The following is a 20,947-nucleotide window of genomic DNA, read 5'->3' as shown; positions in this document are numbered from 1 at the left end:
AGGACCACCCATGCCCACCCCCGACCGGACGTCCCTCGCCGACATCGTCACGGCTGCCCGCGAGATCCTGGAGGCCGAAGGACTGCCCCGCCTGACCATGCAGGCGGTCGCCGAACGGGTCGGCGTACGCGCCCCCTCGCTGTACAAGCGGGTCCGCAACCGTGACGACCTGATCCGGCTCGTCGCCGAGGCGATCGTCCGCGACTTCGGTGAACGGCTCAGCGCCGTCGCCGGCAGCGGCGATCCGGGCCGGGACCTCGCCGAACTGGCCCGCGCCTTCCGCGCGTTCGCCCACGCCCAACCGGCCGGCTACGACCTGATGTTCAGCAACGGCCCCGCCGAGACCCGCCCCAGCCTCGAAAGCCTGACCCTGGCCAGCGCACCAGCGCTCCGCGTCGCCGCCGACCTCGCCGGACCCGAGCACGCGCTGGCGGGCGCCCGCATGCTCACCGCCTGGGCCAACGGCTTCGTCAGCATGGAACTCGCCGGCGCCTTCAACCTCGGCGGCGATCTCGACGAGGCGTTCGAGTTCGGCATCGACCGCCTGATCGCAGCCCTGGCCAACCTGCCCCGACCGACATGACACAGCGGCCCTCCGACCGTCGGCCGACCTCACCCGCGGGGCGGCGCCGTCGAAGCGCGCACGACGACCTCGGTGGGCAGGATCAGCGTCGTACGGGTGAGGGCCGGCCGCAGCAGCATGCGGACGGCCTCGGCACCCTTACGGGCGTGCGGCTGCCGCACTGTGGTCAGGGCCGGCGTGGCGGCTGCCGCCTCCGGTACGTCGTCGAACCCGACGACGGAGAGCCGGTCGGGAACCCCGATGCCACGGCGGGTCGCCTCGGCGACGACGCCGAGCGCCAGCCTGTCGCTCATCGCCAGGATCGCCGTGGGCGGCTCGGCGAGATCCAGCAGAGGTGCCGCCGCGGCGGCGCCGTCGGCCTCCTCGACCCCACGGGCCGCCACGACGACGACCCGGCCACCGTCGGCGAGTACGGGCGCGAGGGTGTCCCGGTAGCCGTCGAGGCGGGCACGGTTGGCGACGTACCCGGTGGGGGCGTCGAGACCGGCGGACACCACGGTCGTCTCCGAGCGCCGGGCCAGGGCGAAGCTGATCACGCCGATGCGGCGGTGGCCCAGGTCGACCAGGTGGGCCGCCGCGGATCGGGCGGCGGCCCGGTCGTCGATGCCGACGTACGGCTCCCCCGGCGCCACCGGGGCGTCGAGCCCGACGACCGGCAGGCGGCGGGCGCGCAGCAGCTCGCGCCGCTCGGGCTCCAGCGGGTCGCAGAAGGCGACGAAGCCGTCCACCAGAGCGTTGGGAACGATGTCCGGGAGGCCCGGTTCGGCGCGGGGGACGAGCACCAGCGAGGAGCCGTGCTCGCCGCATATGCGGGCCACACCAGCCGTTGTCAGTCGGGCCGCCGGGTCCTCGAAGAGGTACTGCAGGGGCTCGTGGATGATCAGCCCGACGGCGCCGGTCCGGCCACGGCGAAACGTGTTCGACAGCGGGTCGGGCCCCGGGTAGCCGAGGGCCTGTGCGGCGTCGAGGATCCGGTCGCGCAGCTCGCGACTGAGCTGGTCGGGCCTGTTGAACGCATTGCTCACAGTGGCCTGACTGACGCCTACCGCCTTCGCGACGTCTCGCATCCGCGGGGGTGGAACGTTGCTCATCTCGGAGACTCCACTGCGTTGAGCCGACTCTCTGATACGTATAAGTTAGCCCCATGGGCGTCGATGTGGCGGACGGCGTGCGCGGCCGGACGAGCAGCGACTGGCTCGTCCCCGCGTCCGCGTTCGCGGTCAACGGCGCACTCTACGGCAGCCTGCTCACCCGCTATCCCGAGATCGCCGACCGGGTGTCCGCAAGCGAGACCCAGTTCGGCGTGGTGCTCTTCGCGGCGGCGATCGGTGGGCTGCTCGGGTCGCTTGTCGCTCCCCTGCTCGCCCGCGCGGTCGGTGAACGATCGGCCACCCTGCTCGCCGGCGCGGGCTATGCGCTGCTTGCCGTGGGCGTGGCGTGGGCACCGCAACTGACCCTGCTCGGCGGGGCACTGCTCCTGCTGGGCGTGCTCGACGGCGCGCACGACGTGGCGATGAACGCCTTCGCGGTCCGGGTGCAGCAGCACCGCGCCACGACGCTGATGGGACGGATGCACGCCACCTGGTCGCTCTCCCTGGCTGCGGCGGGCGTGCTGGGCACCATCGCCGCCGGGCTCCGGGTGCCGGTGGCCCTGCACGTCGGCATCGCCGCCGCGGTCGCACTTGTCGTCCAGGTGGCGATCGCCCTCAGCCGCAGAGGCGTGGTGGCCGGCGGCCCACCGGCACCGGCATCGACCAGCAAACCGGCGCAGCCGCCACGGTCGAGAGGTCGACTGCGGTACGTACTGCCGGTGTTGGGGCTGGCGGCGGTGGCCGCGAGCTACGTCGAGAGCCCCGGGCAGGAGTGGACCGGTCTCCTGCTCAGCCGCGGCTTCGACGCGACACCGCAGGTGGCGGCGGCGGCCCCGGTGCTCTTCGGCGCCGGCCTGCTCGCCTCCCGCCTGCTCCTGGACGCGGCGGTGGCGCGCATCGGTCAGGCGACCGTCGCCACGATCAGCGGCGCCACCATGATGGCGGCGGTCGGCACCGGTCTGCTGTGCACGCTGGCGGACGCGCCGGCGTGGTGGGCGCTGGCCGCTGTGGCAGTCGCCGGCTTCGGAGCCGGCCCGGCGTTCCCCCTGCTGTTCGGCGCGGCGGACCACCTGAGCGTGCGGCACGGCATCGCCCCGGCCCGCACGGCGTCAATGGTGTCGGCGCTGTCCCGCGTCGGCGCGATCTCGGCACCGATCGTGGTGGGGCCGCTTACCGACGCGTTCGGCATGGGGATGGTCTTCGCGATCATGGCGGTCGGTGCCGCACTGGTGCTGGGCGCGCTGCCCCGGGCGGTCCGAGGTAACACCTACGCCGATCCGAGCCGGGCGTACCCGAGCTAATGCAGACGCGGCCCGGACCCGGATGCGACGTACGTGAACGGACAACCTCGATGTCCGGTCCACGTGAAGGTGGCACTAATCGTCGCGCTTGAGCAGTAGCGGTGCCAACTAGGTGCGGACGGCGGAAGCGTTTCCGTCCAGGTTTAGTTGGCACCTTCTTGAGCGGGGTGGCCGAGCGCGGCGACGTCGTCCTCGTCGAGCTTGATCACCACCGATGCCTGGGTCAGTGGACTTGGCCGGGATGCTAGGGCCGGCGGTGTGCAAAGAGGATCGCTCCTGGAAGGCTCTCGTCGAGGCCGAGCAGCATCTGGGCCTTTACCGTGAATCCGGCATCGCGCAGCCAGGTCGCCATCCGGTCCGGCTGACGGCGGTGCACGTAGACCTTCATCGGATGACCGCCGTAGCCTTCCGTCTTCAGCTGTGACCCATCTCCGACGTGAAAGCCGAGCAACAGAGGTCCATCGGGACGCAGCACCCGCCGAAAGTGGCCAAGAACCGCCGGGATCTCGTCGTCGGGGATGTGGATCAACGACCAGAAGGCGAGCAGAGCAGTGATCGAGGCGTCAGCGAGTTGTAGGTCCGTCATCGAACCCACCTCGAACCGCAGGTCGGGGTGCTCCCGCCGAGCGATGTCGATCATCGCGGGTGCCAAATCGACGCCGAAGGCATCGACGCCCAGCTTATGCAGGTGGGCAGTGACATGGCCTGGTCCGCAGCCCACGTCCGCCACCGGGCCACCGCCGGCGGCATGGACCAGGTCGGCGAACAACGCCAACGCCGCGAGCAGATAGGGCTCCCCGGCCAAGGCCACCCGTGTGTAGTCGGAGTAGCTGTCGGCGACCGTGTCGTAGGAGATCCGGATGTCTGCCAACCAGCCGTCCGCTCGCCTGCTCCGTGACCCAGAAGTGCCGCCGCCTTCCAACCGCGTTCCGGCATCCGTCATCGTTCGGCTCCTCCTCATGTGGTGCGGACGCGTAGGTCTCGGAAGCCGCGCACGCTACCAGTCTCCAAGCCAACTTCGGTGAACTGAGCACCCACCTTCGAGGTTTTGACACCGCCCTGGCCGTCACCAGCTACAACGAGACAGACGCCAGATGTCGGAGACCGGAGACCAGTGCCAACACAATCCGGACGGTGCCACCACTGGTGCCAACAACCGTGGACGGTGCCAGCTTCAAGTGGACCGGACACTCGAAGCGTCAGATCCCTGTGGGCAATGTCAGGGGTGTCGATTAGAATGTATGTACTAATCAAGGCTCCTGACCTGGGAGGACGCCCGTGACCGCGCCCGCCTCCACACCCCTCACGCCCTACGCCACTCTGCTCGGCTTCACCCGCTACGTCGACCGCACCGGCCCCACCAAGGCGACCTTCGTGGGTGGCCTGCGCAAGCAGCGCGCCAGCCGCTCCGGCTTCAACCCGCACGGCCAGTTCGTCAAGGCGCTCAAGGCCGACATCGCCTTCCACACCGGCGGCACGCACCTGACCGGGGTTGTCGACGTGGTCAAGCCACGCTGGCGCCCGCTCTACCAGGCCCTGGTGCCCGGTGCCACTGCCTGGCTGCACTCCCTCGGCGACCCAGCCGCCATCGACCTCGCGCAGACGCGCGACGCCCTGGCCATGCTGGGCGACCTTCCCGTCAAGATCAACCCCCATTTCGGCGTACGCCACAACGACGGCCGCGCCGAAGCGGTCCGCCTGCACTTCGACGAGGCACCACCGAGCGAGGAATCAGTGCTCGCGACCCTGCACCTGATGGCCCGACACATGGACGCCGTTCTCCCGCACGCCGAGCCCGTCCTTGTCGACGTCCGGCGCGGCCAAGCCCACCGCATGCCCACCGACGCCAAGCCCGAACAGATCGAACGCTGGCTGGCCGGCGAAGCCGCCGCCTTCCGCGCCATCTGGTCCACCGCCGCCTGACACCACCGACCCGCGCGACCCGCAATCGCCAAGATCCGCGCAACTTCAGGGATCCTGCTGCCTCCCGTCGTCGGGAGGCAGCAAGTCCGGCGAAGTTGCGCGGATCTTGGTCTGGCCGTTGCCGATGGAGGTTATCCACAGGGACTGACCAGGGGCATGTCCGCCGGTCAAGGTGTCATCATGCCTGTTCCCCCACGACGGCCGGCAGCCTTGCAGGGCCGCGTCTTTCGCGGCTCCCGGATCGTCGCCCAAGGTCTGCTGACCCGCACGGAGTTGCGGAGTGCTGCCTGGCGTCCCCTGTTCCGGGATGTCTACGCGGACGCACAGATGCCCCTCACGCACCACATCCGTTGTGCGGCGGCGGCCCGGTGGGTGCTGCCACCGGGCGTGCTGATCGCAGGCCGCAGCGCAGCGGCGCTCTACGGCGCGACGTCGGTTGCCGACCATGAGCCTCTCGACGTGCTCGTGCCCATTGGGCAGCGGTTCGGGCCGGTCTCGGGGCTGACCGTGCACACCGGTGCGATCAGCGCCAGCGATGTCGGGGTCCATTCCGGCGTCGCGCTGACCACGCCGACACGCACCTGCTGGGACCTGGCCCAGTGGCTCCCCACCGAAGAGGCGGTGGCCGTCGTCGATCGCATCGCCGGCCTACGCCTGGTGACGCTCCCCCGGTTGCGTACGGACGCCAGGGCGCGAGTCGGCAGTCGAGGCTGGAAACGGATGCTGCGGGTGACCGAGTTGGCCGACGCCGGCGCGGAGTCGGCCCAGGAATCCCGACTCCGGGTGCGGATCGTGCTCGCCGGGCTTCCAGCGCCTGTCACCCAGTTCGTGGTCGAGCGCGACGGCCGGTTCGTGGCCCGCCTTGACCTGGCCTGGCCGCACCTGAAGGTCGCCGTCGAGTACGACGGCCTGTGGCACCACGATCCGGAACAGTTCCACCGCGACCGGCGCCGCCTCAACCGTCTGCTGGGTGAGGACTGGCTCGTCCTGCACATCACCGCCAAGCGGTTCCGGGAGGACTTCGACGGCTTCCTTGCCGAACTCCGCGCCGCCCTGCGCACCCGCAGTCGCTGACCCATGGACACGCCAAGATCCGCGCAACTTCTCGGATCCTGCTGTCTCACCAACTCGTGAGGCAGCACTTTCCCCGAAGTTGCGCGGATCTTGGGCCAGCAGGGCGGGGCGGGGCGGGGGTTACGCGGCGGGGAGGTACTTGGCCAGGTCGTCGAGGATCTTGTTGGCGGCGCCGACACCGATGCCGGTCATCCAGATCTCGTCGGAGACCGGGTACGCCTTGCCGGCCTTGACGGCGCTGAGGCCCTTCCAGAGGGTGCCGCCACCGACCTTGGCCTGCTCCGCGGCAGCCTTCTCGCCGTACGCGGTCACGAAGATGACGTCACCGTCGACCTCGTTGATCCGCTCGGGGCTGACCAGGTCGAAGCGCTTGTCCTCCTTGTTGGCGAGCATCTGCCGCTCGGGCCGGCTGAGGCCGGTGTCGCCGATGACGATGCCGGAGAAGGAGTCGGGGCCGTACACCCGGATGTTGCCCGGGATGAACCGCACGATGGACACCTTGCGGGCGGCGGGGTCGCCGAGGGTCGCGCCGAAGTCCTTGGCCCGCTTCTCGTACGTGGCGAGGAGGTCCTTGGCCTGCTGCTCACGGCCGAGCGCCTTGCCGTCGAGGAGGAAGTTCTCCTTCCAGGTGATGCCCACCTTCTCGGTGAAGACGGTGGGGGCGATGGCGGCCAACTCGTCGTAGAACTTCTCCTGGCGGAACTTGCTGCCCAGGATGAGGTCCGGCTTCAGCGCGTTGATCGCCTCCAGGTCGGGCTCGGTGAGGACCCCGACCTCCTTGATGCCGGCGAGCTTGTCCTCGCCGAAGTAGGTCGGCCAACTCCTGGCCTCACCGGCGGTGGCGGCGCCGATCGGTGTTACGCCCAACGACAACGCTGTGTCGATCTTGTCGGTGTCGAGCACCACGACGCGCTTGGGTTCCGCCGGGACCTTTGTGGTGCCCATGGCGTGGGTGATCTCCCGGGTCTCCGCGGTGGTGGAGTTGGCGACCGGGTCGCTCTCACCGCAGGCGGTGAGTCCGACGCCGATGGCGACGGCCGCGGCGAGAGCGGCGACGAGACGACGACGCATCAGAGTCCTTTCGAGGGGTACGAGACGGCGAGCGGCTTGACCGCGTCGCCAGCGGGTCGGGCGTCCGGCGTGGACGCACCCGACAGATCAGGGTCGCCAGCGACGGCCGGCACGGGCGCACCGGACGAAGCGCCAGCGGGCGGAGCGCCGGCCGGAGCGGCAGCGGCAGGAGCGGCGGCGGCCGAAGCGGCGAGCGGGGCGGCGGTGCCGCCGGTGTGTGCTGGCACTACCAGGGGTGCCCCGGTGACCGGGCAGGGTACGACCACGCAGGCCAGCCCGAAGACGTCACGGACCAGGTCGACCGTGAGGATCTCCCGGGGCGGTCCGACGGCCACCACCGCGCCGTCGCGCATCGCGACCAGGTGGTCGGCGTAGCGGGCGGCCTGGTTGAGGTCGTGCAGTACGGCGACCACGGTGCGGCCACGCTCGACGCGCAGCCGGTGCAGCAGGTCCAGCACCTCGACCTGGTGTGCCAGGTCGAGGAAGGTGGTGGGTTCGTCCAGCAGGAGGGCGTCGGTGTCCTGGGCGAGGGTCATGGCTATCCAGACCCGCTGCCGCTGGCCGCCGGAGAGGCTGTCCACCGGGCGGTCCGCCAGGTCCGCCACGTCGGCCAGGGCCATCGCCTCGTCGACCGCCGCGCCGTCCTGCGACGACCACTGCCGCCACCACCGCTGGTACGGCTGCCGGCCCCGCCCGACCAGGTCGGCAACTGTGACGCCCTCAGGCACGAGCGGGCTCTGCGGCAGCACGCCGAGCCGGCGGGCGACCTCCCGGGTGGGCAGGTCGCGGATCGCCGTGCCGTCCAGCAGCACCGCGCCGCGTCGCGGGGTGAGCAGCCGGGCCATTGTGCGCAGCAGGGTGGACTTGCCGCACGCGTTGGGCCCGACGATGACTGTGAACGCGTCGGTGGGCAGGTCCAGGTTGAGCCCGTCGAGCACGGTCCGCTCGTCGTAGCCGGCGACCAGGTCGCGGGTGGAGAGCATCGCACCACTCCTTCGAGGCGTCACGGTCTGTTGCGGCGGCACGGTGCTGTGCGACGTCACCGTGCTGGACGACGTCGCGGGCGCTTGCGGCGGCACGGGCTTCTGCGGCGTCACGAGGGCCGCCGCCGTCCACGCAGCAGCAGGAAGATCAGGTACGGGCCGCCGATCGCGGCGGTCAGCACACCGGCCGGCAGTTGGGTGGGCGCGAACAGCCGACGGCCGGCGAGGTCGGCCAGCACCAGCAGCAACGCGCCGAGCAGGGCGGCGCACACCAGCGGCGGCCGTTCGGCGCGTACCAGCCGGCGGGCCAGTTGGGGGGCGACGAGCGCTACGAAGTCGACGGCACCGACCTGGGCGGTGACCATCGCGGCGACGAGCACGCCGGTGCTGGCGAGCCCGATCCGGCGGGCCACCGGGCGCAGCCCGACGCCTCGTGCGGTGTCGTCGTCCAGGGCGGTGCTGTTGAGCGCCCAGCCGGCCCAGGCCAGCACGGGCAGCAGCACCAGCAGGGTGCCGGCGATCCAGGCGGCCTCGGTCCAGCCCTTGCCGGCGAGGGTGCCGATCAGCCAGATCTGCGCGCGCAGCCCGTCGATCGGATCGGCGGTCAGCATGACCACCTCGATCAGCGCCCGGAAGGCGAACGCCACAGCCACCCCGGCGAGCACGAACCGCTGGGCGGCAAGCCCGTGCCGGGCGCCGAGGGCGAACAGCAGGGCTGCCGCGACCAGGCCACCGACGAGCGCGCTGGGTGCTACGAGGACCGCGGCGGCCCCGCTGGTCAGCGCCACTGTCGCGGCGAGGCCGGCGCCCTGGGTGATGCCGATGACGTCGGGGCTCGCGAGGGGGTTGCGGGCCACGCTCTGGATGAGCGTGCCGGCCACGCCGAAGGCCGCGCCGGCCACCGCGGCCAGCAGGATCCGGGGCAACCGAAGATCAAGAACAACGAGGTCGTACGGGGTGCCGGCGCCGGAGAGCGAGCGGATGACGTCGCCCGCGGCGACGTACGGGGTGCCCAGGGACAGGCTCAGCAGCATGGCCAGCAGGAGCAGGACTGTCAGCGCGACGGCGACAAGCACCGCGCGGCGGCGCACCTGGAGGCTGACCGGGCCGATCCGCAGCAGCGACCGCCCGGGCAGCAGCGCGCCACGGGCGCCAGCCGGACCAGAGGAGTCAGCCGGACCGGAAGAGTCAGCCGGGCGGTGGGTGGTGGCGGTCACGCGGTCACCACCCGGGCGCGACGGACCAGGAAGGCCAGCAGCGGCGCGCCGATCAGGGCGGTGACGATTCCGGCCGGTATCTCGCCGGGTGGGGCGACGAGCCGGCCGACGACGTCGGCGCTGAGCAGCAGCGCCGGCCCGAGCAGGGCGGACACGGCGAGCGTCCAGCGGTGGTCCGCGCCGACCAGGGCACGTGCCAGGTGCGGCACGGCGAGCCCGACGAAGGCGATCGGTCCGGCCGCCGCCACCGCCGCCCCGGTCAGCAGCACGGCGGCCAGGCCACCGCCGAGGCGGACCAGGCCGATGCGGTGGCCGAGGCCACGGGCCACGTCGTCGCCGAGGGCCAGCGCGTCCAGTCCACGGGCGACGACGGCGGCCAGCACGAGCCCGACGACGACGAAGGGCAGCAGTTGGGCGGTGACGGTCAGGTCGCGGCCGGCGAGTCCGCCGACCACCCAGAACCGGTACTCCTCGAAGGTGCGGGCGTCGATGCTGAGCAGCGCGTACACCCCGGAGGCGAGACTGGCGTCGAGCGCTGCGCCGACGAGTGCGAGGGTGACCGGACTCGCGCCTTCGCGGGCGCGGGCGGCGATGGCGAAGACCAGCACGCCGGCGAGGAGCGCCCCGGCGATGCCGAACCAGACGTACCCGGCGAGCGTTCCGACTCCGAAGACGGAGATGGCGAGGACCACGCCGAACGACGCGCCGGCGCTGATGCCGAGGATGCGCGGCTCGGCGAGGGGGTTGCGGGTCAGCGCCTGGAACAGCACGCCGGCCATGGCGAGTGCGAGGCCGACGGCGAGCCCGAGGGCGGTACGCGGCATCCGCAGCTCGCGGACGATTACTGTGGCGTCGCCGCTGTCCGGCGCGACGAGGGCGTGCCACACCTGGTCGACGCCGAGTTGCCGGCTGCCGAGCGCGAAGCTGGCCAGTACGGCGAGCAGCAGCACGAGCGCGGCTCCGGCGGTGACTGCCACCCTACGGCCGGTACGGGTGCCGGACCGGCTGCGGGCCATGGCCGGCCGGCTGGCGAGGGTGGTCACGATTCTCCTGCACGTTTCGCGCTTAGGTTCGCCTTACCTTAGCTGAGCGGCTGAGGGGTGCCTAACTGGTACCTGTCGATCCGAAAAGGGCTGACCAGGGCGGACGCCCGCGCGGGAGGACTGGCGCGCCTAGGGTGGGCTCATGCGATTCGACCAGCACACGGTCGTACTCCTGGTCCGGCCGGCGGAGGTCCCCGAGCTGCCGCTGGACGCGGCCGACCGGTTGCGGGACGCCCACCTGGCCCACCAGGCCGGCCTCGTGGAGCAGGGCCTCGTGCTCGCGGCCGGCCCGTTCCTGGCCGGCGACGACGAGCGGTTGCGGGGCTTCGTCGTGCTCTCCATCGGCCCGGACGAGGCCCGCGAGCTGTTCCACAACGATCCGGCGGTACGGGCCGGCCTGCTGGCCGTGCGGGTGATGAGCTGGATGGTGCCGGAGGGCAACGTACGGTTCGAGAGCGTGCCGATGCCCGTGTCGATGCTGGAGGCGGCATCCGGCGACTGAGCGCGCCACCGACGCTCAGACGGGCCGGCCGGATCAGGCGACCGGGGCCACCCGCAGGGCGTCCACCGGCCCGACGATCATCCGCAGCGACGGGAAGTGGTCGCGCAGGACGGCCTGGCACCGCTCGCACGGCGCGACGACCTCGCGGCCCCGGTCGGCGACCGTGACGATCGTCTCCAACTCGGTGACGCCCTGCGTCGCGGCAGTGCCGATGACGACAAGCTCGGCACAGGTCCCGCCGGTCTCGTGGTGGACGTTCACGCCTGTGAAGACCCGCCCGTCGGCGGTACGCGCCGCGGACGCGACGGTGTGGCGCTGGCTGCGGCAACGCAGCTTGGCGACCGCCGAGGCGGCCTGCACCAGCGCACGGTCGGTGTCCCGCAGCTCCATCCCGGCCCCCAGCGCTCGACGTCGGCCGCCAACTCTAGACGGCGGCATGCCGGCCCGACCCGGCCCACCGGGCGACCGGTAACCCGGGGGCGCTGCGCCGCCGCGCTGCCTATTCTTGGGCACGACATGCAGAATCAAGCCGCCGCCGCCGCGACCGATCCGGTCCGCGAGCTGCACCGCCGCCTCACTCCCCTGATGTTCCGCGACCAGCGCCGGCTCCAGCGACGCCTGGACGGTGCCCGCAAGCTGCGTGACCCGCAGCGCCGGGAGGCTGCCCTGGCGGAGATCACCGCCGAGGTGGCAAGGGCCGAGCAGCGACTCGCCGCCCGGCGCGCGGCGGTGCCGGTGATCACGTACCCGGCGGGGTTGCCGGTCAGTGAGCGCAAGGACGACATCGCCGCCGCGATCCGCGATCACCAGGTGGTGATCGTGGCCGGCGAGACCGGCTCCGGCAAGACGACCCAGCTGCCGAAGATCTGCCTGGAGTTGGGGCGTGGCGTGCACGGCCTCATCGGGCACACCCAGCCCCGACGGCTGGCGGCCCGGACGGTGGCCGACCGCATCGCCGACGAGTTGGGCACCGAGCTGGGTGACGTGGTCGGTTACAAGGTGCGCTTCACCGACCAGGTAAGCGAGCGCAGCCTGGTCAAGCTCATGACCGACGGCATCCTGCTGGCCGAGTTGCAGACCGACCGGATGCTGCGCCAGTACGACACGTTGATCATCGACGAGGCGCACGAGCGCAGCCTCAACATCGACTTCATCCTCGGGTACCTGCGGGAGCTGCTGCCCCGGCGACCCGACCTCAAGGTGATCATCACCTCGGCCACCATCGAGACCGACCGTTTCGCCAGGCACTTCGCCGGGCCGCCCACCGCCGACGAACCGGAGGGCGTACCCGCGCCGGTGGTGGAGGTGTCGGGGCGTACCTACCCGGTCGAGGTGCGCTACCGGCCGCTCGTCGAGGTGGCCGAGGGCGAGGAGGACGGCGACGGGGACGAGGAGAACGTCCGCGACCAGATCCAGGCGATCGGCGACGCCGTCGAGGAGCTGGCCGCCGAGGGGCCGGGCGACATCCTGGTCTTCCTCAGCGGCGAACGGGAGATCCGGGACACCGCCGACGCCCTGAGCAAACTGGTGCAGAAGAAACGGTCGCTGCTCGGCACCGAGATCCTTCCCCTGTACGCGCGGCTCTCCAGCGCCGAGCAGCACCGCGTCTTCGCAGCGCACACATCGCGGCGCGTGGTGCTGGCGACCAACGTCGCGGAGACCTCGCTGACAGTGCCCGGCATCAAGTACGTGGTGGACCCGGGCACGGCGCGGATCTCCCGCTACTCCAGCCGGCTCAAGGTGCAGCGGCTGCCCATCGAGCCGGTCTCCCAGGCGTCGGCCAACCAGCGCAAGGGGCGCTGCGGGCGCACCTCGGACGGCATCTGCATCCGCCTCTACGACGAGCAGGATTTCCTGTCGCGGCCGGAGTTCACCGACCCGGAGATCCTGCGCACCAACCTCGCGTCGGTCATCCTCCAGATGACCGCGATCGGGCTCGGCGACCTGGCCGCGTTCCCGTTCATCGACCCGCCGGACAAGCGCAACATCACCGACGGCGTCAACCTGTTGCACGAGTTGGGCGCCCTGGACCCGACCGAGGCCGACCCGGCGAAGCGGCTCACCGCGCTGGGCCGGCGGCTGGCGCAGCTGCCTGTCGATCCGCGACTGGCCCGGATGGTGGTCGAGGGCGAGCGCAACGGCTGCGCCGCCGAGGTCCTGGTGATCACCGCCGCGCTGTCCATCCAGGACCCGCGCGAGCGGCCGGCGGAGAAGCAGGCCCAGGCCGACCAGGCGCACGCCCGGTTCGCCGACAAGGAGTCGGACTTCGTCGCGTACCTCAACCTGTGGCGTTATCTGCGGGAGCAGCAGCGGACGCTGTCGTCAAGCGCGTTCCGTCGGATGTGCAAGGCGGAGTACCTGAACTACCTGCGGGTCCGCGAGTGGCAGGACATCGTCAGTCAACTGCGCCAGGTGCTGCGTACCCCGGCCGAGGGCGAGCGGCGCGGCGGACGGCCGGCGCGGGACACCTCGGGCGAGGCGGACGCCGGCCGGAATCGGCACGCGACCGACCTGCCGGAGGAGATCGACACCCCGAAGGTGCACCAGTCGCTGCTGCCCGGCCTGCTGTCGCACATCGGCCTGAAAGACGCCCAGAAGCACGAGTATCTCGGCGCGCGGGGCGCGAAGTTCGCGCTCTTTCCCGGTTCGGCGCTGTTCAAGAAGCCGCCGCGCTGGGTGATGGCCGCCGAGCTGGTGGAGACGTCGCGGCTGTGGGGTCGGATCGCCGGCCGGGTCGAACCGGAGTGGGTCGAGCCGCTCGCGCAGCACCTGGTCAAGCGCAGCTACAGCGAGCCGCACTGGGAGAAGAAGCAGGCCGCGGTGATGGCCTACGAGAAGGTCACCCTGTACGGCATCCCGCTCGTCACCTCCCGCAAGGTCAACTTCGGGCGGATCGACCCGGCGCTGAGCCGGGAGCTGTTCATCAGGCACGCCCTCGTCGAGGGCGACTGGCAGACCCACCACCATTTCTGGGCCGACAACAAGCGCCTGCTCGGCGAGATCGAGGAGTTGGAGAGCCGCGCCCGACGCCGGGACATCCTTGTCGACGACGAGACCATCTTCGGCTTCTACGACCAGCGGATCCCGGCCGACGTGGTCTCCGGCCGGCACTTCGACACGTGGTGGAAGAAGACCCGTCGGGAGCAGCCCGACCTGCTCACGTTCACCCGCGATCTGCTGGTGAACGACGGCAAGGCGGGGGTGGACGAGGGCGACTATCCGGACGAGTGGCAGGCCGACGGCGTGACCCTGCCGCTGACCTACCGGTTCGAGCCGGGCACCTCCACCGATGGCGTCACAGTGGACATCCCGCTGCCGCTGCTCAACCAGGTGCCGGCGGAGAGCTTCGACTGGCAGGTGCCGGGGCTGCGCGAGGAGCTTGTCATCGCGCTGATCCGCGCGCTGCCCAAGCCGATCCGCCGCAACTTCGTGCCGGTGCCGGACTTCGCGCGGGCCGCGCTTGCCGCGATCACTCCGGGCGAGGAGCCGTTGCTGGACGCGCTCACCCGCCAGCTGCGCCGGATGACAGGGGTGACGGTGCCCCGCGACGCCTGGGAGCCGGCGAAGCTGCCCGCCCACCTGCGTGTCACGTTCCGGGTGCTCGGCGACGACGAGAAGCCGGTCGCCGAGGGCAAGGATCTGCCGGCGCTGCAACGTCAACTCCGCCAGGAGGTACGCCAGGTGGTGGCCGCCGCCGCACCGGAGGTGGCCCGTACCGGGCTGCGCGAGTGGAGCATCGGCACACTGCCACGGACCATCGAGCAGGTCCGCGCCGGCTACGCGGTGACCGCGTATCCGGCGCTCGTCGACGAGGGCGCCACGGTCGGGGTGCGGGTGTTCGACTCCCCCGCCGAGGCGGAGGCGGCGCAGTGGGCGGGCACCCGGCGGCTGCTACGGCTCACGGTGCCCTCCCCGGCCCGGTTCCTCCAGGGCCGGTTGAGCAACGAGGCGAAGCTGGCGCTGAGCCGCAACCCGCACGGCGGTGTGCAGCAACTGATCGAGGACGCGGCGGGCGCGGCCATCGACCGGCTGATCGGCGACGCCGGCGGGCCGGCGTGGGATGCCGAGGGCTTCGCCGCGTTGCGCGAGAAGGTCCGGGCCGACCTGGTCGACACGGTGGTCGAGGTGATGGACCGGGTGCGCAAGGTCCTCGCCGCCGCGTACGCCGTCGAGCAGCGGCTCGGCGCCACCCGCAACCTCGCAGTGGTGGCGGCGTTGGCGGACATCCGCAAACAGCTCGCCGGCCTGGTGCACGCCGGTTTCATCACCGAGACGGGGTACGCCCGCCTGCCCGACCTGCTGCGCTACCTGACCGCCATCGAGCGCCGGATGGACCGCCTCGGCGGCAACCCGCAGCGCGACCGTCAGCAGCAGGACCGGATCGCTGTGGTGCAGAAGGAGTACGACGATCTGCTCGCCGCGCTGCCGCCCGCCCGCCGGCAGGAGGCGGCGGTCCGGCAGATCCGCTGGATGATCGAGGAGTTGCGGGTGAACGTCTTCGCGCAGGCGCTGGGCACCCCGTACCCGGTCTCGGAGCAGCGGATCTACCGGGCCATGGACGACGCCGAGGGCCGTTGACCGGCGCGGGTCAGCGGGGGTCGACGCCCGGCGGCAGGTCGTCGCGGTCGATAGCGGACTGGATGTAGTCGAGCAGGATGCGGCGCAACTCCCGGCCGGCGTGGGTGGGCACCACGTCCCGGCGGCGGGCCACCGCGATGGTCCGCCGCACCCCGGGCGGGGCCAGTGGCGTGATCCGCACCCCGGGGCGGCGGGCCAGCACGATGCCCGGCACCAAAGCGATGCCGAGCCCGGCCTCGACGAAGCTGAGGACGGCGTCCATCTCGCCGCCGTCGACGGCGAAGGTCGGCTCGAAGCCGGCCTCGCGGCACGCCTGGATGGTGGCGTCGCGCAGGTCGTAGCCCTCCCGGAACATCACCATCGGCTGGTCGCGCAGGTCGGTGATGTGCAGCTCGCCGGTCGCCGAGGCGGTCGGTACCTCGTGCACCGAGGCCACCACGAGGCTCTCCCGCAGGATGGGGTCGACGCGCAGGCCCGGGTCGGCGCCCTGGGCCGGCATGATGATCAGCGCCAGGTCGAGGTCGCCGCGGAGCAGGTCGCGGACCAGGTCCTGGGAGCCGCCCTCCTCGACGCGCAGGTCGACTGTGGGGTGGGCGTCCCGGAACCGGCGCAGCACCGGTGGGGCGAGCGAGGTGGCCAGGCTCGGGGTTGCGCCGAGCCGCACGCGGCCCCGCCGGAGCCCGACCAGCTCCTGCACCTCGCGGGTGGCGGTCTCGACGTCGGCGAGGATGCGGGTCGCCAGCGGCAGCAGCACCTCACCGGCCGCGGTCAGCGTGATGTTTCCCCTTACCCGTTCGAAGAGGGGGGCTCCGAGGTCGGTTTCCAGAGCGTGAATTTGCTTACTGAGAGAAGGCTGAGTGATGCCGACGAGGTCGGCGGCTTGGGTGAAATGTCGTACTTCGGCCACCGCGACGAAGTACCGGAGCTGATGGAGCTGCATCTACATAGCTTACGGCTATCAACACTGCGAGTTCGATGCATTGGACGACTGATTGAAGTGCTCCTAGCGTCGGTCACGTGGTCATGACGAAAACTCGGTCGCCCATCCGCACGAACGTCGGTCTCAAGGCCGTCATGGCGGTGACGGGCATTGTGCTGGTGCTGTTCCTTGTCGCGCACATGCTCGGGAACCTGAAGGTCTTCGCGGGGGCAACCTCGTTCGACGGCTACGCGCACTGGCTGCGCGACATCGGCAAGCCGCTGCTGCCCGGTGTGTGGTTCCTGTGGATCATGCGCATCGGGCTGGTGGTGGCCGCCGTCGGTCACATCTGGGCCGCGACGGTGCTGGCGCTGCGGGCCCGCGCCGCCCGCCCGGTGCGCTACGCCCACCGCAAGAAGGTCCGGGGCAGCTACGCCGCCCGCACGATGCGGTGGGGCGGGGTGATCATCCTGCTCTTCGTGATCTACCACCTCCTCGACCTGACCACCGGCACGCTCAACCCGGTCGGCGACCCCACCAAGCCGTTCGGCAACGTCGTCGCCGACTTCGCGCCGGAGCGCTGGTACGTCACGCTCTTCTACACCCTGGCGATCGTCGCGCTGGGCTTCCACCTGCGCCACGGTGCGTTCAGCGCGTTCCGCAGCCTCGGCCAGCAGACGCCGCGAGGTGAGCGTCGGGCGCGCACCGCCGCGCTGGTCTTCGCCGTGGCGCTCTGCGCCGGATACCTGGTGGTCCCGTTCGCCGTACTCACCGGATTGGTGTCCTGACATGGAACTCTTCACCGAGGGCGACCCGATCGCCGACACCAGGGCTCCCGACGGCCCCATCGACAAGCGCTGGGAGACCCGCCGCTTCGAGGCCAAGCTTGTCAACCCGGCCAACCGCCGCAAGATGACGGTGATCGTGGTCGGCACCGGACTGGCCGGCGGATCCGCCGCCGCCACGCTGGCCGAGCAGGGCTACCACGTCAAGTCCTACTGCTACCAGGACAGCCCGCGCCGCGCGCACTCGATCGCGGCGCAGGGCGGCATCAACGCCGCGAAGAACTACCGCAACGACGGCGACTCGGTGCACCGGCTGTTCTACGACACCGTCAAGGGCGGCGACTTCCGCTCCCGCGAGTCGAACGTGCACCGGCTCGCCGAGGTGTCGGTAAACATCATCGACCAGTGCGTCGCCCAGGGCGTGCCGTTCGCCCGCGAGTACGGCGGCCTGCTGGACACCCGCTCCTTCGGTGGCGCCCAGGTGCAGCGCACCTTCTACGCCCGGGGCCAGACGGGCCAGCAGCTGCTGCTCGGCGCGTACCAGGCCCTGGAGCGGCAGATCGGCCTGGGCAACGTGGAGATGAACGCCCGGCACGAGATGCTGGAGCTTGTCGTCATCGACGGCAAGGCCCGGGGCATCGTCGTCCGGGACATGGTCACCGGCGAGATCACCACCGAGATGGCCGACGCCGTCGTGCTCGCCTCCGGCGGTTACGGCAACGTCTTCTACCTCTCCACGAACGCCAAGGGCTGCAACGTCACCGCCACCTGGCGGGCGCACCGCAAGGGCGCGTACTTCGCCAACCCCTGCTACACGCAGATCCACCCGACCTGCATCCCGGTCTCCGGCGACCACCAGTCGAAGCTGACCCTGATGAGCGAGTCGCTGCGCAACGACGGCCGGGTGTGGGTGCCGAAGACAAAGGGCGACGAGCGCAACCCCCGGGACATCCCCGAGAACGAGCGGGACTACTACCTGGAGCGGATCTACCCCTCCTTCGGCAACCTGGTCCCCCGCGACATCGCCTCCCGGGCCGCCAAGAACGTCTGCGACGAGGGCCGGGGCGTGGGGCCGACAAAGCTCGGCGTCTACCTCGACTTCGCCGACGCGATCAACCGCCTGGGCCGCAAGGCCATCGAGGCCAAGTACGGCAACCTCTTCGAGATGTACGAGCGGATCACCGGCGAGGACCCGTACGAGGTGCCGATGCGGATCTACCCCGCCGTGCACTACACGATGGGCGGCCTCTGGGTCGACTACGATCTCCAGTCGAGCATCCCGGGCCTGTTCGTGATCGGCGAGGCGAACTTCTCCGACCACGGCGCGAACCGGCTCGGCGCGTCCGCGCTGATGCAGGGCCTCGCCGACGGCTACTTCGTGCTGCCCACCACGCTCGCCAACTACCTGGCCTCGGGGCCGCTGGAGAAGGTCGACGCCAGCCACCCGGCGGCGGTCGAGGCGCGCACCGACGTCGAGGACCGCATCCAGCGGCTGCTGGGGGTCAACGGCGACCGGACGGTGGACTCGTTCCACCGGGAGCTGGGCCAGATCATGTGGGAGCACTGCGGCATGGAGCGCAGTGAGGCCGGCCTGCGCAAGGCGATCGACGAGATCCGCGCCCTGCGCGAGCAGTTCTGGCAGCGGGTAAAGGTGTCCGGCACCGGCGAGGAGTTCAACCAGTCGCTGGAGAAGGCCGGCCGTGTCGCCGACTTCTTCGAGCTGGCCGAGCTGATGTGCATCGACGCCCTGCACCGCGAGGAGTCCTGCGGCGGCCACTTCCGGGCCGAGCACCAGACGCCCGACGGTGAGGCGCAGCGCGACGACGACCGGTTCGCGTACGTGGCGGCCTGGGAGTTCACCGCCACCGGCGAGCCGTCGGTGCTGCACAAGGAAGACCTGAAGTTCGAATACGTCCACCCCACGCAGCGGAGCTACAAGTGAACCTGACCCTGCGCATCTGGCGCCAGAAGGGCCCTGAGGACAAGGGTCGGATGGTCACCTACCCGGTCAACGACGTGTCCCCGGACATGTCGTTCCTGGAGATGCTCGACGTCCTCAACGAGCGGTTGATCCTCGACGGCGAGGACCCGGTGGCGTTCGACCACGACTGTCGCGAGGGCATCTGCGGCATGTGCGGTCTGATGATCAACGGTGACGCGCACGGACCGCAGCGCGGTACCACTGCCTGTCAGCTGCACATGCGGCAGTTCTCCGACGGCGAGACGATCGACATCGAGCCGTGGCGGGCGAGCGCCTTCCCGGTCATCAAGGACCTGGTGGTCAACCGGGACGCCTTCGACAAGATCATCGCTGCTGGTGGCTACGTCACCGCGCCGACCGGCAGCGCGCCCGAGGCGCACTCCACGCCGGTGGCCAAGGCCAACGCGGACGCCGCCTTCGAGTCGGCCGCCTGCATCGGCTGCGGCGCCTGCGTGGCGGCCTGCCCGAACGGCTCCGGCATGCTCTTCACCGCCGCCAAGCTCACCCAGCTCTCGCTGCTGCCGCAGGGCCAGCCGGAGCGCTACACCCGCGTCATCGGCATGGTCGACGCGCACGACGAGGCCGGCTTCGGCGGCTGCACCAACGCCGGCGAGTGCACTGTGGTCTGCCCGAAGGGCATTCCGCTGAACACGATCGGCCGGCTCAACCGCGACTACCTCGCCGCCACCGCGAAGGGCGCCGGCAACACCCCCGGCTCCTGAAGCTCCACCGCGCCGACCAGGCCGCCGTACCTTCCCGGGTACGGCGGCCTGTGCGTCTGCACGGGGTCGGTCGACTGCCCTGTACGGGGTCAGCCGGCGCGACGCAGCCGTCCCAGCATGCCGCCGAGATCCTGGACGAACAGTTCGTGACGGAAGTAGTGGCCGCCCGGGACCTCCCGCCACTCGTGCGGGATGCCGGCCTGGGCCAGCGCGCCGCGGAACTCGCGTTGGCCCGCCAGGACCTGGGTCTCGTTGACGGTGTCGAACCAGTTGACCGGGTCGGGTGAGGTGCCGGCGGCCAGGAAGATGCGCTTGTTGCGGTAGCTCTCGATGCGCTGCACCGGGTTGTCGGCGCTGACCCGGGCCTCGTCCCACAGGGGTGCGCCGTAGACGGTGCCGCCGCCGAGGTCGAGGGCGGCCGATGTGGCGTTTGCCCAGTGCACGACGAGCCCGAAGTCGCGGCGCAGGCTGGCCGGCCCCGAGTGGGAACTCACCGAGCAGAAATGGCCGTAGTACTTCGCGGCGTACTTGAGAGCGCCGAAGCCGCCCATCGAGAAGCCGGCCACGGCGCGGCCGTTGTACTCGGCGAAGGTCCGGAAGTTGGCATCGATCCAGGGCAGCAACTGGGCGATGTGGAACGTCTCCCAGTTGCGGGGCCCGGTGTTGCTGGTGACCGGGTTGGAATACCAGCCGGTGGAGGCGTCCGGCATGACGACGATGATGTCCCGGCCGGCGGTGAGGTTGATGATGTTGTCCTGCATGTGGAAGGTGCGGAAGTCGGCGTTGCCGCCGTGCAGCAGGTAGAGCACCGGGTATCGCTTGCCGCTGGTGTGGTAGCCGTCCGGCAGCAGCACGTTGACAGCGGGGTCCCACTCGATGGCGTCGGTGGCGAACCGGTAGTACTGCAACCGGCCGCCGTTCTCGTTGCGGGCCACGATGCGCAGGCCGTACCCGTTGCCTGCGGCGCTTGCCAAGGTCGGCGCTGAGAAGGCACCGGCGAGGGCGCCGGCCGCGGCAACGCCGGCGGCGCCGGTGAGGAGTCGTCGCCTGCTCACGGGGTGGTGGTCCATGGATCCTCCTGGCGGTCTGTCGGGATTAGAGGGTGGTTTCGCCGTTGAGGCCGAAGTAGTCGTGCCATTTGGTGCTGGGGGCGAAGGTGGTGCCGGTGGAGAGG

Annotated in this window: 18 protein-coding genes; 9 read left to right on the top strand and 9 right to left on the bottom strand. The window is 71.0% G+C overall.

The genetic code is table 11. The annotated features are described in order from the left end of the window. The first annotated feature begins 10 nt into the window (after positions 1-10). Positions 11-583 (top strand): TetR/AcrR family transcriptional regulator, encoded by a 573-nt coding sequence (locus ACPXB1_RS25010; protein WP_355595728.1) that lies wholly within the window; start codon positions 11-13, stop codon positions 581-583. Positions 584-612: 29 nt separating this feature from the next. On the opposite strand, the gene ACPXB1_RS25005 is transcribed toward ACPXB1_RS25010, so the two are convergent. Then, complete coding sequence (locus tag ACPXB1_RS25005; protein ID WP_425735862.1) at positions 613-1,674, bottom strand: LacI family DNA-binding transcriptional regulator; 1,062 nt, start codon at positions 1,672-1,674, stop codon at positions 613-615. Positions 1,675-1,727: 53 nt separating this feature from the next. On the opposite strand from ACPXB1_RS25005, the gene ACPXB1_RS25000 reads away from it, so the two are divergent. Next, on the top strand, positions 1,728-2,975 hold the full coding sequence (locus tag ACPXB1_RS25000; RefSeq protein WP_425735861.1) for an MFS transporter: 1,248 nt from the start codon (positions 1,728-1,730) through the stop codon (positions 2,973-2,975). A 244-nt stretch (positions 2,976-3,219) separates the two neighbouring features. Here the strand turns inward: ACPXB1_RS25000 and ACPXB1_RS24995 are convergent, their stop codons facing one another. After that, entirely contained in the window at positions 3,220-3,918 is a 699-nt protein-coding gene (locus tag ACPXB1_RS24995) for a class I SAM-dependent methyltransferase (RefSeq protein ID WP_425735860.1), read from the bottom strand. A 335-nt stretch (positions 3,919-4,253) separates the two neighbouring features. Between ACPXB1_RS24995 and ACPXB1_RS24990 the strand changes: the two genes are divergently transcribed. Together ACPXB1_RS24990 and ACPXB1_RS24985 are read left to right on the top strand one after the other, a co-directional pair. Continuing rightward, positions 4,254-4,898, top strand: coding sequence for a hypothetical protein (locus ACPXB1_RS24990; RefSeq protein ID WP_053653390.1), 645 nt, complete (start codon positions 4,254-4,256; stop codon positions 4,896-4,898). A gap of 180 nt (positions 4,899-5,078) precedes the next feature. Further along, positions 5,079-5,972, top strand: coding sequence for a hypothetical protein (locus tag ACPXB1_RS24985; RefSeq protein ID WP_355595736.1), 894 nt, complete (start codon positions 5,079-5,081; stop codon positions 5,970-5,972). A 120-nt stretch (positions 5,973-6,092) separates the two neighbouring features. On the opposite strand, the gene ACPXB1_RS24980 is transcribed toward ACPXB1_RS24985, so the two are convergent. The 4 genes from ACPXB1_RS24980 to ACPXB1_RS24965 all read right to left on the bottom strand — a co-directional run bounded on the left by ACPXB1_RS24980 (position 6,093) and on the right by ACPXB1_RS24965 (position 10,286). After that, complete coding sequence (locus ACPXB1_RS24980) at positions 6,093-7,043, bottom strand: ABC transporter substrate-binding protein (protein ID WP_355631585.1); 951 nt, start codon at positions 7,041-7,043, stop codon at positions 6,093-6,095. Then, entirely contained in the window at positions 7,043-8,026 is a 984-nt protein-coding gene (locus tag ACPXB1_RS24975; RefSeq protein ID WP_425735859.1) for an ABC transporter ATP-binding protein, read from the bottom strand. Before ACPXB1_RS24975 ends, ACPXB1_RS24980 begins: the two co-directional genes overlap by 1 nt. A gap of 110 nt (positions 8,027-8,136) precedes the next feature. After that, the gene (locus ACPXB1_RS24970; RefSeq protein ID WP_425735858.1) at positions 8,137-9,243 is read right to left on the bottom strand and encodes a FecCD family ABC transporter permease; all 1,107 of its coding nucleotides are present in this window, start codon (positions 9,241-9,243) and stop codon (positions 8,137-8,139) included. Continuing rightward, positions 9,240-10,286 carry a FecCD family ABC transporter permease gene (locus ACPXB1_RS24965; RefSeq protein WP_167945062.1) on the bottom strand — a complete coding sequence of 349 codons (1,047 nt, stop codon included), beginning with the start codon at positions 10,284-10,286 and terminating at the stop codon, positions 9,240-9,242. Before ACPXB1_RS24965 ends, ACPXB1_RS24970 begins: the two co-directional genes overlap by 4 nt. Positions 10,287-10,428: 142 nt before the next feature. On the opposite strand from ACPXB1_RS24965, the gene ACPXB1_RS24960 reads away from it, so the two are divergent. After that, positions 10,429-10,788 carry a YciI family protein gene (locus ACPXB1_RS24960; protein ID WP_167945064.1) on the top strand — a complete coding sequence of 120 codons (360 nt, stop codon included), beginning with the start codon at positions 10,429-10,431 and terminating at the stop codon, positions 10,786-10,788. A gap of 33 nt (positions 10,789-10,821) precedes the next feature. Here ACPXB1_RS24960 and ACPXB1_RS24955 read toward each other — a convergent pair whose 3' ends face one another. Further along, complete coding sequence (locus ACPXB1_RS24955; protein WP_167945065.1) at positions 10,822-11,178, bottom strand: cytidine deaminase; 357 nt, start codon at positions 11,176-11,178, stop codon at positions 10,822-10,824. A 126-nt stretch (positions 11,179-11,304) separates the two neighbouring features. Here ACPXB1_RS24955 and hrpA point away from each other — a divergent pair, with 126 nt between their 5' ends. Further along, positions 11,305-15,366, top strand: a complete 4,062-nt coding sequence (gene hrpA, locus ACPXB1_RS24950) for an ATP-dependent RNA helicase HrpA (RefSeq protein WP_355595749.1) — start codon at positions 11,305-11,307, stop codon at positions 15,364-15,366. Between the two features lie 10 nt (positions 15,367-15,376). Here the strand turns inward: hrpA and ACPXB1_RS24945 are convergent, their stop codons facing one another. Beyond that, complete coding sequence (locus ACPXB1_RS24945) at positions 15,377-16,306, bottom strand: LysR family transcriptional regulator (RefSeq protein ID WP_355595751.1); 930 nt, start codon at positions 16,304-16,306, stop codon at positions 15,377-15,379. Positions 16,307-16,389: 83 nt separating this feature from the next. On the opposite strand from ACPXB1_RS24945, the gene ACPXB1_RS24940 reads away from it, so the two are divergent. From ACPXB1_RS24940 to ACPXB1_RS24930, 3 genes are read left to right on the top strand one after another with little or no spacing between them, the layout of a single operon-like run. Next, positions 16,390-17,073 (top strand): succinate dehydrogenase cytochrome b subunit, encoded by a 684-nt coding sequence (locus ACPXB1_RS24940; RefSeq protein ID WP_355595753.1) that lies wholly within the window; start codon positions 16,390-16,392, stop codon positions 17,071-17,073. A gap of 1 nt (position 17,074) precedes the next feature. Continuing rightward, positions 17,075-19,012, top strand: a complete 1,938-nt coding sequence (locus tag ACPXB1_RS24935; RefSeq protein ID WP_355595755.1) for a fumarate reductase/succinate dehydrogenase flavoprotein subunit — start codon at positions 17,075-17,077, stop codon at positions 19,010-19,012. Next, a complete protein-coding gene (locus ACPXB1_RS24930; RefSeq protein WP_355595757.1) occupies positions 19,009-19,773 on the top strand; it encodes a succinate dehydrogenase/fumarate reductase iron-sulfur subunit in 765 nt (254 codons plus the stop codon). Before ACPXB1_RS24935 ends, ACPXB1_RS24930 begins: the two co-directional genes overlap by 4 nt. An 89-nt stretch (positions 19,774-19,862) precedes the next feature. On the opposite strand, the gene ACPXB1_RS24925 is transcribed toward ACPXB1_RS24930, so the two are convergent. Next, a complete protein-coding gene (locus tag ACPXB1_RS24925; protein WP_425735857.1) occupies positions 19,863-20,843 on the bottom strand; it encodes an alpha/beta hydrolase in 981 nt (326 codons plus the stop codon). Positions 20,844-20,947: the final 104 nt, after the last annotated feature.

Source organism: Micromonospora sp. DT68, assembly GCF_049847245.1.
Taxonomy (GTDB): Bacteria; Actinomycetota; Actinomycetes; order Mycobacteriales; family Micromonosporaceae; genus Micromonospora; species Micromonospora profundi.
This window is presented reverse-complemented; position numbering and strand designations above follow the sequence as displayed.